The organism is Pacificoceanicola niger, from assembly GCF_048553275.1.
Classification (GTDB): Bacteria; Pseudomonadota; Alphaproteobacteria; order Rhodobacterales; family Rhodobacteraceae; genus Pacificoceanicola.
The window spans coordinates 150,670-164,973 of sequence record NZ_JBLZMW010000005.1; the positions used below are offsets into that span (position 1 = coordinate 150,670).

Consider the following 14,304-nt stretch of genomic DNA (forward strand, 5'->3'; position numbering starts at 1 on the left):
TTTGAAGAAGGAGCGCGTCATGGCGACCCGAGACCATACAGTTTCCCGCTTTGATCCCCGGATCAACACGCGCGGCATCGAAGGCCAGACCGGCCGTGTGATCACCGACGAGGACCTGACCCTGATCGGACAGGTTACCTCCGAAGAGGCCGCGCAGGACCGGATCGGGATTATCGGACCGCATGGCACCTCGGATCACGGATTCCGCATTTCCGCCGCCACCATCGCCAACGGCACGCCAGATTTTGACATCGAAGCGGGCAATTACTGGATCGGCGGGCTCCGCGCGCAGCTGCATGAGACAACCACCTTCAGAGGGCAGCCCGACTGGCTTCAGAACCCTGCCGGAACGGTCGCAGCCGGAGAGCGGATCGACATGGTCTGGCTTGAGGTTTGGGAGCAGATCGTCGGTGCGACAGAGGATGCCGCGATGGTCGATCCCGCGCTGGGCGGTGTGGATACCACAGCGCGGCGGCGGGTGATGAGCCGGGTTCATCTGGCGGAGGATCTGGACGGGGACGATTGTGCCGAAGTCTGGGAAAACCTGCAGCAGCGCTGGCGCGATGCGGGGCACGGTACGGTCACGGCGTTGAACGAATTGGCCGGCGATGGGACGCTGACCACTCGGTTTACCGGCGAGGGCGTGACGCAGAACCTGTGTTCGCCGCCGGTGGCCAGCGGCTTTCTCGGAGCCGCCAATCGCGCCATTCGGGTGCAGATGACCGGACCGGATACATTCTGCTGGGGCTTCGAGAATGGCGGACGCCTGCTGCGCGCCCTGGTGACAGAGGCCGGGAGGCTGACCTTGCTGACCGACCCGGTGGATGCCCATCACTGGCCCGCACCAGGACAGGTGGTGCAGGTTCTGCCCTGGGGCGGGGTACTGGACCACGGCGAGAAGATCGCGGATGAGCTGGCCGCGTGCCATTTCACCACCGTCGAGGCCGGTTATGATCCCGACGAGGGCACCTTTACCCTGACCGACCCGCTGCCCGCCGGGTTCGGCGATGCCTGGCTGACGCGCCCCGACGCGGACGCGTTGCGGCTGACAAAATATGGCACCAGCGATGCGCAGGGCGCCTTTGTCTTTGTCCGGATCTGGGACCGGGGAGAGGACCGCTCGGCGCCGGAACTGGATGCCACCCTGCCGCAGGTGCTTGGCGATACCGGCATCGAGGTGACACTCGCGGGCACCACCCTGCGGCGCGGCGACAGCTGGGAGATCGCCGCCCGCCCCAGCGCCCCGGACGAGATCATCCCATGGGAGCTGGACGTCGGCAGGGCCTACGGGCCGTATCGCCGCTATGTCGCGCCGCTGGCCCGGATTCTCTGGCACGGGCGTCAGGGCAGCGAGATCATCGACTGTCGTCGCAGGTTCCGACCACTCACCCGGATGGGCGATTGCATCACGCTGCGCGTCGGGGACGGCACACACAGCTTTGGCGATTATGAGCATATCCAGCAGGCGGTCGAGGCGTTGCGGCACACTGGCGGAAAAATCCTCGTTCTTCCCGGCGTCTATGAAGAGCGCGTCGAGCTTTACAATTGTCACGACATCACCATCGAGGGCTGCAAGGGCCGCACCCGCGTGATTGCGCCGGACGGCGATGACACGCCGGTCTTTCACCTGCGCGATTCGCGCGACATCACGCTGCGCGACCTGACCATCGACGCGCCACGGCAACTTGCCGTTCTGGCGACGCGCTCCCCAAATGGCAAACTCGGCACCGCGCGGGTGCGCCTTGAATCCCTGTCGATCACGCATTTTCAGCATGGCGGCATCATGATGTTCTGGACGCAGGACCTGACGATCTCGGGCTGTTCGCTCTTTGCGGAGGGCAGTTTTGTGCCCGGAGTGCGCCTGCCTGACATCACCCACCGCCCTGGCCTCTACGCCCAGGGCAAGGACATCACCATCCGTGACACCGAGGTTCTTGGACGGTCTCCCGATACCCTGACCACGGCGCTTGGCGGCATTCAGATCGGAGGCGGCAGCGAAGATGTGCTCATCGAACGCTGCGCCATCGCGGGCAGTTATGGCCACGGCATCACGCTTGGCTCTGTCAGCTACGTTCCGGATTTCAACACGGTGAGCATTGAGCAATCCTATTCCGCCCACGGCACGACCGCCGTGGTCAGCCACGACTTCTGGCTCAGCGCGAACAACTGTTTTGGCATTGATCCCGGAAGACACCCGGAAAACCCGGAAGGCGGCGCGGACCTTCTGCCGATATCGGATGGACCCATCGAGAGCATGGTGATCCGCGATTGCGAGATCCTCGGCATGGGCGGCTGCGGCATTTCGGTTGCCATGTATTTCGATTTCGACGCCAACCCGGATTTCATCACAACCAACGATCTGGAAATCCGCAATTGCCGCATACAGGGCAACCTGCTTGGCGAGAACGTCGCCTATCCGGAGCAGATCCGCGCAGTGGCGGCCTATGGCGGGATCACCTTGGGCGATGTTGCAGGACTGGACGTCCGCGACAACCGGATCGAGGACAACGGGCTGGAAGATGATACGCCGAAAACCGGGGTTTTCGTGCTGTTCGGGGAGGGGCTGTCGATTTGTGACAATACGATCCGGGCCAATGGACGCCGCGCGGATCAGACCGACAGCACGCCCTCGGGCTGGCGGGGTGGCGTGGTGATCGGACAGGTCCGGCCACTGCCACAGGTGGACGCAATCTCCGATACCGGCGTGCGCAGCGACGGCGGGCAGGCGCTGCGCGTCACCGGCAACACGATCGTCGCGCCGCAGGGCCGCGCGGTGACCGGCTTTGGCCTCGGGCCGATGATGGTCTCGAACAACCGGCTGACGACGCAGAGCGGCGGCACGGACAGCTGGCTTCCGGCCCTGTCGGGCATCGGGGTCGCGCCGCAAAAGCTCAATCTGGGGATTATCCTCGGTGCCGCGCTGATCGTCGCCCTGCAACAGGGTCGCAGGCCGAACGCCCTGTCCGGTCACGGCATCCTCACGGCTCTCGGCGGCGAGGTGGTGGCGTTGGGCAATACCGGCTTTTCCTCGGAGCTTTACCTGCAGGCCTTCGGCCTATCCGGCGCGCTGGTTCAGGGAGAGGACGCGGCCTTCGACTATGACGGCACTCTGCTCGCCGGAGGCGACATTCAGCTCAACGACAATCAGATCCGCCTCGACGGGCAGGACAGCCGCGCTGCCACCTCGGTCAGCGCCGTGGTCGCGGCCTCGCTCGACAGTGTGATGATACAGAGCAATCAGATCGCCCTCGACGTCGGCATCAACGATTTCGTTGCAATCAACGCGCTGGCGCTCGGCTGGACCGTCCACGTCAGCGCAAACCGGCTGAAGGAGCCGATCTTCAATGCGCTGCTCTCTGCGCTGACGCTTGGATTGATGAACACCACCACGGCCAATCAGGCGACGCATTGCGTTCTGGCCTTTGGTCCCGCCGCGATGCGGGTGGATAGCGGCAATACCGAACTGATCGAAGCGATCTTCAACCAGGACATTCCCATCTGCGGCCGGCTGCGCCAGGGCATGCTGGGCTTGCAGACCTTCGGTCAGACCATGCAACCCGTCCAGTGAGGAGACAGATCATGGCACGGAAAAACACGCTTGATCCCAAGGATTTCAAAAGTCCCATTGACCTGGACACGCTGGCGAACGGGCTGAACACCTTACCACAGTTGACCGATGCCATGCGTATCGCCGGGATGCGCGACGGGGCAGGATTTGCCCGCGCCAAGGCGATCAGCGCCGAGCGCGCGGCACTTCGAGCCAAACTCGCCGGGGACAGTCAGGCGCTCTCCCGCGCTGAGAAGGCGATGACCGACGCCACCGCACTGGAGACCGCGCTGGACAGGGAGGTGCAGCGTGTCGAAACCGGCCTTGCTGCGGTGCTGAACCCCGATGGCGGGAAACCGACGGCCAAGTCGCGGTTTGCCCTGAGTGGCTGTGTGATGACAAGCAAGGGGGCGCCAGCAGCCGGTGCCGTGGTTGTGCTGCGGTATGACGCAGACGAAACCCCGGTCCGCATCGAAACGGACGAGGGCGGCCGGTTTGCCATAGACCTTCCTGTGGGCACGGGAAAGGGCAAGGTGCCAGACGGCGCGACGCTGATGTTCGAGGTTGCTTTGGGGGAACGGCCGGTTCGGGCCGGACATTTCCCCACCGTCGTGGTCACAGGTGGCGGCGCCCAAGATGTCGTGCTGACCCTGCCAAAACCCAGCGATCAGACGGAACAGTCCGGCAGCGGGTCAGGCTGTATTTTCAGTCCAGACGCACAAAAGGCAAAGTCACGCCTGGCGCGCCTGACAAGCCCTTGGGATCTGTTCAAAGACTGACGTCCCGGAAGATCGGGAAAACACCGCAGGAGCGAGACGCCCGCCGACCATGTCGGCGGGCGTCTTTTGTCGAGTATTAATTGGCGCTTTTGGCCGTCGCCGGAGCGGGCGGTTCTACAGTGCCGATCTTGGGCGCGGCCGCCGAGGCTGCCCCCTTCAGGGTAAGAAGTTTTTCGGTTTGAAGCTTCATTCCAATGTCCTTTCACGAGATGAACCGGGGCCACAAAAAGGCATCGCACCCTCCTCTGCCCCGCCTTGGTCCATCCTCCAAAATTGACTGCTTCCGAACCGAATGCCAAGTCACCAAAGAAAAAATTGTTGCCTTAAAGGAATTTGTCGCGCGACAACGTAAGTTGAGCAGAAAAGGTAAACCAGCCATGACAAATGCCTGCAAAGATCAAAGCGAAAAGCAATTGATCGCTCTTGAGCGTATGATGCGTGGGTGGCCGGGAGAGCCGCTGGACCGGCGCGGCATCGTGCGAATCCTCAATGCCACCGGCAGCAAACCTCCGATCTTCTGGATTTTCAACGTCCGCCACGAACCGGAAAATTTCGCGAATGCGCTCGGACCGGATCAGCCCTTGATCTATGGTCGCTCGCTGCATTTGATTCTTGGCCCCGATGAAGACCGCGACAGCGCCTTGATTGGGCTGGCCAACTATTTCTTGCGCTGGCTAGCCCCAAGAATGACGGTTACGCGCCACTTCCTTGGCGCAAACTGTCAGGGTGCGCGCTGTTTGTTGATGCTGACACAGCGCCTGATGGCCAAGGACATCCGCGTATCAGGTGTCTGCCTGATTTCAGCGCTGCCCGATATCGAGGTCGGTGTGCCGGCGCTCTTGATCTACGGCAGCCGCGATCCGCATCATGATCCATTTTTCCATGATGCGGTTTCCGCCCAGAAACAGGCCAGCCGGTGCTTTGCCACCGTCCGAAGACAGCTCGTTGATGCCGAACATGGCCAATATGGCAGGGTCGAAACGGTCGAAACCGTGGTCGCACGGGTTCAGGATTTCCTGGCATCGCTCAACGCGCGCGCCGCGTTCAGCGCCTGAGCGAAATCCGCGACTGTCGGATTCTGGATCAGGGCCGATGGATGCACCGGAACCCCGAGCGTGCCCTCCATCGCTGCCGCAATTTGCACGGCCTTGATCGATTCACCGCCCAGATCGAAAAAATCGCTGTCTTCATCTATGACAGTGCCAGGGAATGCCCTGGAAAAGGCCCTTTGGACATGGGCTTCCAGCTCGGACAACGGATCAGAATTTGCCAAAACAACGCTCCTCTTGCGCGCTCAGCGCCATGAGATCCTTGAGGGAAATCTTGCCCGACGCGTTGCGCGGCAGGCTCGCGGTCACCCACATGATATCGGGATGTTTCAGGGTCGACACCGCGTTTCGTATGGCACGCGTCAGATCGGCCAAGGCAAGGCCACTTTCGACCGCGAGCGCGATCCTGTCCCCGCCGTCGCGGGAATCCGGTACGGCGAAGGCCATGCAATCACGCACACCGTTCAGCCCCAGAACATCGGATTCGATCTCGCTCAAGTTGACCGTGACACTGTTTCGGCAGGCAAGCTGGCCCGCCCGGCCCACAACATAGAGATAGCCCCCCGCATCCAGTTTCCCCAAATCGCCGGGCCTGATGATCTTGCCGTCGAGCCAGTGCATCTGAACCGTGATGCTGCCAATCGTGCCCGTTGGCAGCCGCGCGCCATCCGGCCCCTCGATCCAGACCTCGACGCCCTCAAGCGGCCGCCCGACGGAGCCGGGCCGCTCCGCCGCCTCTGCGCCCGTGATCAACGCAACAGCGCCCGCATGGCTCATTGAATAAGTGTTGCAGGCAGCGGGGCTGAGCAGGCGATGCGCCTTCTGCAAATCCTCCGGCGCAATCGGACCACCAACCGTCGAAAACCGAAGCAGCTGTGGATAGGCCGGTCCGACACTGGCCACATCCCGCGCGGCATGGTGCTGCAGCAGATCCCGGATCAACACCGGCGCGAGAGAGACCGACCTCAGGTTCGGCTGTGACAATGCGTTGTCCAGATCCTCAAGCGTGTGAAACAGTGGCAGGCTGATCAGCTGGCTGCCATAGGTCAACGTCCGTAGCCAATGGCTCACCACGGCATTGAACGACAAAGACCCCTGCGTAAGCCCGTGCAGCGCGTGAATGTCGCCCAACAGCGCAAAGGTCGCGTCCAGCACCCCGAGAAATTCCCGATGCGTCCGGGTCCGGAACTTGGCCGCGCCCGTGGTGCCGGAACTGGACAGGTAGACCGAAGGCAGATCGTCGATGCCGTCGAAGGACAACACATCGCGCGGCGGATTGTCCGGCGGTTGCGGCAGCAGCCTTGCGTCCGGCTCTCGGACAAGGCGTTTGAAGTCCGTGTAGAGACGCGTGGCGCCAACAATCGAGGCGGAGGCGCGCATCTCGGCAGCGGTCTGGCGGATGTCAAAGAAGACCGGCGCCGCGCCGAGCGACCACAGCGCCAGCATCGCTTCGGCGCCGCGCTCCTGATCCGCACAGGTCAACGCCACCGCGTCGCCGCGTGCAATGCCATCTTCGTGGAAGACCCGGGCCAACGCGGCGGCGCGCGCCATGAAGGCACCCCGCGTGAGGATCGCGCCCTCGCGCGCAATCATCGGGGCCTCCGGATCAGCCAGAACATGCGTCAGAAACGCATCCCCGAAATTTCCGGCCTCAACCGGCATTCAGAGCCTCCCGCGCATCATGAAACAGGGTTTGCCCAAAGGGCGTGAACTGCGCATCGCTTTGTAAGACCGGGAGGCAATCCCCGAAGGCCTGCCTCGCACCGGATTCCAACGGCAACAGGGCCTCGGACCAATCCGGTGCCTGGGCGCTGGCGCGGACGGCCTGCGCCGCGGCAACCATCCGGGCCGAGACCCAGGCCGCGTGGAAAATGCCCTCCATCGGACGCGGCTCGCGACGCAGCGGCGAGCAATACCGCGCCTCGCTGTCATTGAGCAAAACCGGATCGGCCAGATGGTAGAGGAACAGCCGCAGATGCGCGGCCTCATGGACAAGCCCCATGAGCGCCTGCTCCGGGCTTGTCAGCGACTGCGCATTGAACAACAGCGCCCCGAAGGCGTCGAAGCTGGACGCGCCGCCGAAATGGCCGGCGCTGGTTGGCCCCGGCACCGCCAATAGCAGTTGTGAGACAAGACCGCACAGGTCCGCATGCCACGTCGGCGCCGCCGCACGCAGCCCGCCCAGCGCCTGCATCAGCGCGGTTTCTGCCGCCTCCGCCGTTTCGTGGTCCGGGGCGTCGAGATCAGTCATCAGCCCTACGTCGTCCTGAAACGCCGGACGCAGGAGGCGCAGACCGGTGCGCGACAGATCCGGCGCGCCGAAGCGCAACACGGCAGGACGCTCGGGCGCGGCCGTGCCTGCCGGGGCGGCCTCCAACAAATCGTTGCAGGCAGCGGCAAAGCCCGCCTCGTCCTTGGCTTGCGCGGCTTTCAGCAGGGCGGCATGGGCGGCAAAAACGACAGGCGCAGGATAGGGCCGGGCCTCACGCGTCAGACCCGACACAAGATCCTGGGTCACGGTATCGGGTGCAATTCCTTGCCCCGCCTCGAAAATCAGGTGATGGAGGGACGTATAGAGCCGGTCCCGAAGATCGGCTTTTGTAGCGTCAAGCCCGCGCAGCGCCGGGTAAAGCGTCATGGCATGTTCCGTTCGTCCCTCGGCATGATGCAAGATATGCGCGACAGACGTCAGGCTGACAAGGCTACCCGGCGCATCCGCGTCGCGTCATTGCGCCTGCATCTGCACCTCAATCCGCGCCAGACGGGCTTCGAGGTCGGCGTTTACCCGTTGCTGCGCCTCCAGCGCATCACTCAACTGTCCGATGTACAGATGCGCTTTTTCAAGCTCGTTGAGCATGCCGCCCGACATCCGGGTCAGGTTGAACGGGCCGTCCTCCGGCGTTGGGCCAACGTTGGGCAGATGCTTCATCTCGCGCATCATGGCGCCCTGCTCGGCAATCGTTGGCAGCGGGTAATCCGCATCAAAGACCCGATCACAGCCTGCGGCACAGGACCCGGCAGTGAACAACTCGCCCTCGATCGTCAGATCGCCATCCGCCGTAAGCGTCATCTCCGGCCCATCTGCAACGGCATCGGTGATGATGAACCGGTTCGGCGCGTTGTTTTCATGGACGAAATACCAAGTCGTGCCGCTATCCGTATTGTCGAAGGTAAAGTAGGAACCCCCGTTGTTCTTCATCGCGAACATTTCACGCACTGCCTTGGGACCAGTGTCCTCGACCAGTACCTTCGCGGTGCCGTTGGCAGAAGACACATGCAGGCGGGCCGCTGGTTGATCTGTACCAAGACCTACAAATCCGTTGGCCTCGAGGTGCATGGTGTCCGTCGGTGAACCGGGCACGATGCGGAACGGTTCGGTGAGGTTCGACCGGTCGATGATACCCAGATCCCCGCCATTCAGGAATTCCCACGACTGCCCGCTGCTTGTTTCTTCAAGCCGGAAGGTCGGCTGAGTGCCGTCAACGATGTGCAGGTTGGACAGCGGGATCGACGTCCCGAAACCGACGTTGCTGTTGGAATCGAGGAAGATAGAATCCTCCCGTGCCCCGGCAGCCAGGTGCATCAGGACGCTGTCGCTGTCCACGTCATAGACCTCGAAATACTCTTCGCCGTTCTGAGATTCGTCGTTGAAGACCAAGGCCCAATCGTTGGTCGGATCTCCGGCAACCGTCGACGTATCGTTGATATAGAACCTGTTGTCTGGCGCTTTGATCATGACCTCGACGGTCGGTGGAAAGGACTCGGACGCCGTGCACTCCGTGCCAAAACAAATCTTTCCGTCGATGCTGTGATCACCGCTCAACAGAGTTTGTGCCGATGCACCGGAGGCGAGGAGGGTCATGGAGGCCACTGCATAATTAATCGTTTTCATCATGTCTTTCTGAACGTGCGCAGATGTCCGGGGCCGTCCTTGCACGGAATAATTCTATGTTTCAGTCACATGCACCGGCATGCACATTAAAAATCAAAAACGCATCAATCCCGCTGGTGCGCAATGTATTGGGTTGACCTCTGTTCAGGCGGCCATCTCGCCCCTTCACTGGTCAACCATCCAGATCGCAATCCCGACGACCGAGACGCTGACTTCTTAACTCAGGTTAATAACCTGATGGGTCCGCTGTCAAACCCGCGAGCGCGCAATTCGGAGCCCGGTCTCGGGGTTCCGCGCGAGCCAATACCTTTTCCGTGATCGCCCGCAATCCGCAGAGCGCAGATTGCCCAAAGGAAACCCGTACTCCGCCGGGTATCGGTTTCCTTTGCGACCCGATGGCCAGCATGAGGAAGGCATCGGAAGCGACGATCGTGCGAGCGACTGAACCGGGCTCTGTGACCGCCTGGCTGACCGATGAACACAGGTAACAGGTTTTCGCGGTCCACGATGCCGCTGAGGCTCCGTACAAGTCGACCGGACCATCTTACAAGGTGGACCCAAATCATCCCGCGCGTCGGCAAGGCCAAGGCCGATGAGCGGCGATCCACGGCCTGAGTGTGCTGTGGAACTTCCGCGCGATTGCCAAGCCCCTGAACCGCAAACACGGTGACTGCATTCCCAGCGCGATTGTTGGCCAAATGGACCCGAAAAGCGACGACAAGATTCTCGCTGCTTTCCATGTGGAAAACGCTTGAACGGATCGCTCACTCCGTTTAAACGCACGGGCGGTCCGCCTCAATAGCTCAGCTGGTAGAGCAGGTCCTTCGTAAGGACAAGGTCGGGGGTTCGAGTCCCTCTTGAGGCACCATTCCCAATCACCATCCGCCGAACCGGCAAATGTGCAGCGCGCCGTTGACGTATGGGTGGCGCAACTTGGGCATTGCATGTGACTTGGGATATCCAAGCCTCAAAGCCTGCTCCAAAACCAAGGGGCTTCCTGACGCCTCGCGGCACACTGTCATTCACGCGAAACCCAGGACTACGGTCAAGCGGCTCGCCCTTCACCGTGTCCGGGCGTTGCTCGCGGCGTTTCCACCATTTGGCGTCTTTTTCCGCTTCCGGGAATGTCGGCCAGCTGGTGGAGCCGAAATGCCCGCAACGGCCCGGTGCCCAGCACGAATCAAGCACCGTCGCACTGTCAGTTATGCCACTGCGGCGCTTTGCGGGCGGGCTATTGGCAAACAGCCCGCCGTCAGAAACGGGTTATCTTGCCTTCTCGGTCTCGGCGCCCTCTGTCGCCGCCTCGGTCTCGATGACTTCCGCATCTTCAGCCTCGGTCGGCGTGGGTTTCACATTTGGCTCGGCGGGATCGTCCACCGGAACCGGCGCTTTGGAATGATCCTCAAGCGCACCCACAATCAGCGGCAGCATGTCCGCACCGGCCGGCAGAACAACTTCGGATTGCGGCGGCTTGGTCCAGCTCAACGTGTCGAACGCCCCGCAATTCGAACACAGCGGCGCCCATTGCGCGTGGATCGTGTTGCAGTTGTCACAGACCCATTGCGGGCCGCGCGGCGCTGTCAGAGCCTTGGCAAGAAAGCCCCGCACCACGCTGTCCGGCGCGCCTTCGCCTTTTTCAATCGCGGCCATGATCGCCAGAACCCGCGCATCCGCATCGGTCTCGACCAGATCCCCAAGCGACCGTCGCGCTTCGGGGAAATTTTCTGCCGCAAGGTTGAGTTCGGCCTTGAGCAGTTTTGTCTCCCGGTGATCGGGTTTGATGGAGGTCAGCGCGCCAAAGCGCTTCACCCGCTGATCCGGCGTTTCGTCCGGCTCGATGGCGGCAAAGGCTGCGGCCAGATCGGGGTGGGGATGCACCTCCCAGGCCTTTTTCAGAATTCGGATCGCATTGCGTTTGCGGTTCTGGGCGATGTATCCACGGGCCGCCATCGCTGCAGCCGGAATAAGGTCCGGTGAAGCCTTGTTGGCCTTGATCGCCGCCTCCGCCGCGTCACCGCTGGCCTTGTCATCACGAATCTCCTGCGCCTCGGAGAGCGCCAGAACCGCATCGCGCCGCTTGAAGACATCGCGCGGCAGCGTTCCGGTCTTCAACTTGGTTTCCAACGTCTTGCGCGCGCCAACCCAATCGGAGCTTTCCGCCTGCAACCGCAGGAGCGTGTCCTGAATCTCGACATGCTTGGGTTTGATGGCAAAGGCGCGCTCGGCCAGCTTCAGCGCCGTGTCCGTGTCGCCCGCTGCCAACTTCTGCTTCATCAGACCGCGCACCCCGACAAACCGGGTGTTTTCGTCCTTCAGCAGGCGCTTGTAGACCTCTTCCGCCTTCTTGCGATCACCGATCATTTCTGCGGCCTGGGCCGTGATCAGGTTGGTCAGGTCAGGCCGATGAAGGTACTTGTCCGCTTTCGTCGCCTTGGCCATCGCCAGACGCCCTTCGCCGGACGCGAGCGCCATAAGGCCTTCAGACAGCGCCTGAAATCCCTTGCGTTCGCGGTTGCGGTCGAAATAGCGGCTCAGCGCGGTTTCGTCGCCGTTGATCCATTTCAACGTCGCAATCAGCAGGCCGAAGACCTTGAAGAACAGCCAGACCAAGGCGACCAAGATCAGCGCGGCAATCACCGACTGCAGCGGCCCGAGGGTGTATTCTGTCCCCGCCACCGTGATCTGAACGCCGCCAGAGCTTTCCATCAGATAGCCAGCGCCAAGGGTCAGGGCCGCGATAAGCGCGACAAAAACGACAATCTTGATAAGTGACCAAAGCATTTCGTGACCCTTATTGGTTATTCAAGTCTTGGGCGAGCGACTGCGCCGCAGCGAGCACATCCCGGCGCGCCTCGGCGCGCTCGGTCCATATCGACAATTCAGCCTGCGCCTCTTGGGGCAGAGCGGCGATCTCGGTCAGCGCGGCGTCCAGATCGCCATCCTTCACGGCGGCCTCGGCACGGGAGAGGATCGCATCGGGATCGTCCCCGGCGCGCGGCTGGACGGAGCGGGCGCCGAGCTGGTTCGACAGGAAGTTGGCAATGCCGCCCCCGCCCTCTCCATCGGGCCCAGCACGGCGCGCAGCAGCCAGCGCATCCCGCGCAACATCCGGGAAATCGGTGGCCAGCGCGGTCAGTGTCGTCACGCCCTCTTCTGCGTGGGACGCCAGGACATCGGGCACTGTCACGCCATTGCCCGACAGCATCTCCAGCGGTGTGGCATAGGGCTTGCCTTCCTGCGCCATGGCGATCACTTCAGCGGCGGCGCCACGGCTCGCGGCGAGGGTTGCCTGCCCCTCCGCCTCGGCATTGTTGGCCAGCGCCTCTTCGGCCATGGCCTTGATCTCGGCTTTCTGTTGCTCCACCGCCTGCTTCTGCGCGGTAATCGCCTGGCGCAGCTCTTCAAGCTCACGCTCGTATGCGGCGATCGCTTCCGGTCCGACCGCATCGGCAACCGGCGCTTTCTCGACCGCTGTCAGCCGGCTGTCGAAGGCGGCAATCTGGCTTTCCAGCGCAGCCTGCCCCTCGCTCAAGCCGCTCAGCGAATCCTCGACCCCGCCCACCGAAGTGGTCAGCGGCTGAAGGTCGATGATCCCGATTGCGGCCTTCGCGTCTTCGAGATCGGATTGAAGTTGGGCGATCTGCTCCGACTGGGCCTCGATGGTGGCGCGGGCCTCCTGCTCGAATGCGCTCTGCTCGGCACCGCCGAACAGGTCCATCTGCGCGGCACCAAAGCCCAGCGCCGCGGCCACGACCCCGCCAATGAGCGCCGGGACAAAGCCGCCCTTGCGCTCGACGACCTTTTCCTGAACCACCGGAACCGGGGCAGCGGCCGGGATCTCCTCCTGTTCGGACGCCAGATCATCCCCGCCCGGTGCGGTGCCAGTGTCATCGCCCGCCTCGTCGTCCAAAGATTTGGGGCGGATCAGCGCGTCGCCCGCGTTCTGCGGCACCTCAAGCGTCTTTTCCTCTGACGCCTCAGAAGTATCCTGCGCCTCATCGACACCGCCGCCTTCAGATTCAGACGTCACCGCAGCGCCATTTCCATCCGCATCAGCGGCGCTGATGCCTTGATCCGGGCGCGCCGTGTCGTCGCCGGTTTCGGTCACGGCCTCTGCCGTGTCATCGGGTTTGGCATCTTCTGCCTCGGTCTTGTCCGAGGGCTTGTTGGACTTTGCCTTTGCCACGTGTCGTCACCCTTTCACTTGTCCCGCGCGCCCATGCCGGTCGCGCCGGTCATAGCCTTCAACTCTCGCCCGATTCCCCTGCAAATTCCAGCATTTCCAGAACAGCGGCCAGCATCGCGTCGGATTCGGGACGTGTTGCGATTTTCTGTTTGTATATATGGAGCGCCGCGACGGGCTTGACCACAGCCTGACTGAGGCCCGCGACAAGAAGCGGCGCTTTTATCGGCAATCTGGCGAAAAGCGCGGCAGTTCTGGGCGAATAGAGGGGCGCGACCACCGGAGCTTTGCCCGCCAGAGCGTCCAGCGCCTCCGCCGTCGGCTCCAAAGCCGGCTGATCATAGAGCACGCAGGCTTCGATGTGCATGCCCGCCGCGCTCAACCGCCCGGCCACATCACCCCGGCTGTGCACCCCGCGCACGTGCAGCCACGCGCCCTCCGGCTTGCGTTCAGCGAGCAAGGCAATCAGGTCCTCCGCGTTTCCATCCGCCGAAATCGCCTGCAACCCCGCGTCCGCCGCCGCCGCCGCCGTCGCCCCGCCAACTGCATAGCAGGGAAGATCGCTGCGCCCGCCCCGCTGTGCCCAGGCCCTCACACCATTGGCGGAAGTAAAGATCAGCCCACCGAGCCCCTCCTGTTCGGGCATCGCTCCGGTCCACGCCACCCCAATCAGCGGCGCATAGATCGCATCGAACCGCGCGCCTGCATCCCGCAACGCAGCCACCACATCCTCTGCCTGCGCCTTAGGGCGCGTCATAAGTAGAATGGGCAACGGTTTGGCCATCGGGTCTCCGGGATTGTGGGGCGACTGTGCAGGTGGTACTCGGCAAGGCAACGTAACGCAACGGGAACGG

Annotated in this window: 10 protein-coding genes and 1 tRNA gene; 4 read left to right on the plus strand and 7 right to left on the minus strand. The window is 62.8% G+C overall.

Going from position 1 to position 14,304, the window contains the following annotated elements; all coding sequences use genetic code 11:
- The first annotated feature begins 19 nt into the window (after window positions 1-19).
- From ACN2XU_RS09070 to ACN2XU_RS09080, 3 genes are all read left to right on the plus strand, one after another.
- Window positions 20-3,568 (plus strand): right-handed parallel beta-helix repeat-containing protein, encoded by a 3,549-nt coding sequence (locus tag ACN2XU_RS09070; protein WP_419410110.1) that lies wholly within the window; start codon window positions 20-22, stop codon window positions 3,566-3,568.
- A gap of 11 nt (window positions 3,569-3,579) precedes the next feature.
- The gene (locus ACN2XU_RS09075) at window positions 3,580-4,326 is read left to right on the plus strand and encodes a carboxypeptidase-like regulatory domain-containing protein (RefSeq protein ID WP_419410111.1); all 747 of its coding nucleotides are present in this window, start codon (window positions 3,580-3,582) and stop codon (window positions 4,324-4,326) included.
- 194 nt (window positions 4,327-4,520) lie between these two features.
- A complete protein-coding gene (locus tag ACN2XU_RS09080; protein ID WP_419410112.1) occupies window positions 4,521-5,381 on the plus strand; it encodes a hypothetical protein in 861 nt (286 codons plus the stop codon).
- On the opposite strand, the gene ACN2XU_RS09085 is transcribed toward ACN2XU_RS09080, so the two are convergent.
- The 4 genes from ACN2XU_RS09085 to ACN2XU_RS09100 all read right to left on the minus strand — a co-directional run bounded on the left by ACN2XU_RS09085 (window position 5,333) and on the right by ACN2XU_RS09100 (window position 9,267).
- Complete coding sequence (locus ACN2XU_RS09085) at window positions 5,333-5,599, minus strand: phosphopantetheine-binding protein (protein ID WP_419410113.1); 267 nt, start codon at window positions 5,597-5,599, stop codon at window positions 5,333-5,335. The two genes, ACN2XU_RS09080 and ACN2XU_RS09085, sit on opposite strands and share 49 nt — an antisense overlap.
- Window positions 5,586-7,037 (minus strand): class I adenylate-forming enzyme family protein, encoded by a 1,452-nt coding sequence (locus ACN2XU_RS09090; protein WP_419410114.1) that lies wholly within the window; start codon window positions 7,035-7,037, stop codon window positions 5,586-5,588. Before ACN2XU_RS09090 ends, ACN2XU_RS09085 begins: the two co-directional genes overlap by 14 nt.
- Window positions 7,027-8,013, minus strand: coding sequence for an aKG-HExxH-type peptide beta-hydroxylase (locus tag ACN2XU_RS09095; protein WP_419410115.1), 987 nt, complete (start codon window positions 8,011-8,013; stop codon window positions 7,027-7,029). Before ACN2XU_RS09095 ends, ACN2XU_RS09090 begins: the two co-directional genes overlap by 11 nt.
- An 87-nt stretch (window positions 8,014-8,100) precedes the next feature.
- Window positions 8,101-9,267, minus strand: a complete 1,167-nt coding sequence (locus tag ACN2XU_RS09100; protein ID WP_419410116.1) for a hypothetical protein — start codon at window positions 9,265-9,267, stop codon at window positions 8,101-8,103.
- 792 nt (window positions 9,268-10,059) lie between these two features.
- Here ACN2XU_RS09100 and ACN2XU_RS09105 point away from each other — a divergent pair.
- A tRNA-Thr gene (locus ACN2XU_RS09105) sits at window positions 10,060-10,135 on the plus strand.
- 395 nt (window positions 10,136-10,530) lie between these two features.
- Here ACN2XU_RS09105 and ACN2XU_RS09110 read toward each other — a convergent pair.
- The 3 genes from ACN2XU_RS09110 to ACN2XU_RS09120 are packed head-to-tail and all read right to left on the minus strand — an operon-like array spanning window position 10,531 to window position 14,234.
- On the minus strand, window positions 10,531-12,048 hold the full coding sequence (locus ACN2XU_RS09110; protein WP_419410117.1) for a heme biosynthesis protein HemY: 1,518 nt from the start codon (window positions 12,046-12,048) through the stop codon (window positions 10,531-10,533).
- A gap of 10 nt (window positions 12,049-12,058) precedes the next feature.
- On the minus strand, window positions 12,059-13,453 hold the full coding sequence (locus ACN2XU_RS09115) for a COG4223 family protein (protein WP_419410118.1): 1,395 nt from the start codon (window positions 13,451-13,453) through the stop codon (window positions 12,059-12,061).
- A 58-nt stretch (window positions 13,454-13,511) separates the two neighbouring features.
- Entirely contained in the window at window positions 13,512-14,234 is a 723-nt protein-coding gene (locus tag ACN2XU_RS09120) for a uroporphyrinogen-III synthase (RefSeq protein ID WP_419410119.1), read from the minus strand.
- Between the last annotated feature and the right edge of the window lie 70 nt (window positions 14,235-14,304).

Excerpts from the sequence above, each read along its gene's own strand:
- ACN2XU_RS09070 (WP_419410110.1), top strand. The coding sequence starts at position 20 with ATGGCGACCCGAGACCATACAGTTTCCCGCTTTGATCCCCGGATCAAC.
- ACN2XU_RS09120 (WP_419410119.1), bottom strand. The coding sequence starts at position 14,234 with ATGGCCAAACCGTTGCCCATTCTACTTATGACGCGCCCTAAGGCGCAG.
- ACN2XU_RS09090 (WP_419410114.1), bottom strand. The coding sequence starts at position 7,037 with ATGCCGGTTGAGGCCGGAAATTTCGGGGATGCGTTTCTGACGCATGTT.
- ACN2XU_RS09095 (WP_419410115.1), bottom strand. The coding sequence starts at position 8,013 with ATGACGCTTTACCCGGCGCTGCGCGGGCTTGACGCTACAAAAGCCGAT.
- ACN2XU_RS09100 (WP_419410116.1), bottom strand. The coding sequence starts at position 9,267 with ATGAAAACGATTAATTATGCAGTGGCCTCCATGACCCTCCTCGCCTCC.
- ACN2XU_RS09080 (WP_419410112.1), top strand. The coding sequence starts at position 4,521 with ATGTCCTTTCACGAGATGAACCGGGGCCACAAAAAGGCATCGCACCCT.
- ACN2XU_RS09110 (WP_419410117.1), bottom strand. The coding sequence starts at position 12,048 with ATGCTTTGGTCACTTATCAAGATTGTCGTTTTTGTCGCGCTTATCGCG.
- ACN2XU_RS09075 (WP_419410111.1), top strand. The coding sequence starts at position 3,580 with ATGGCACGGAAAAACACGCTTGATCCCAAGGATTTCAAAAGTCCCATT.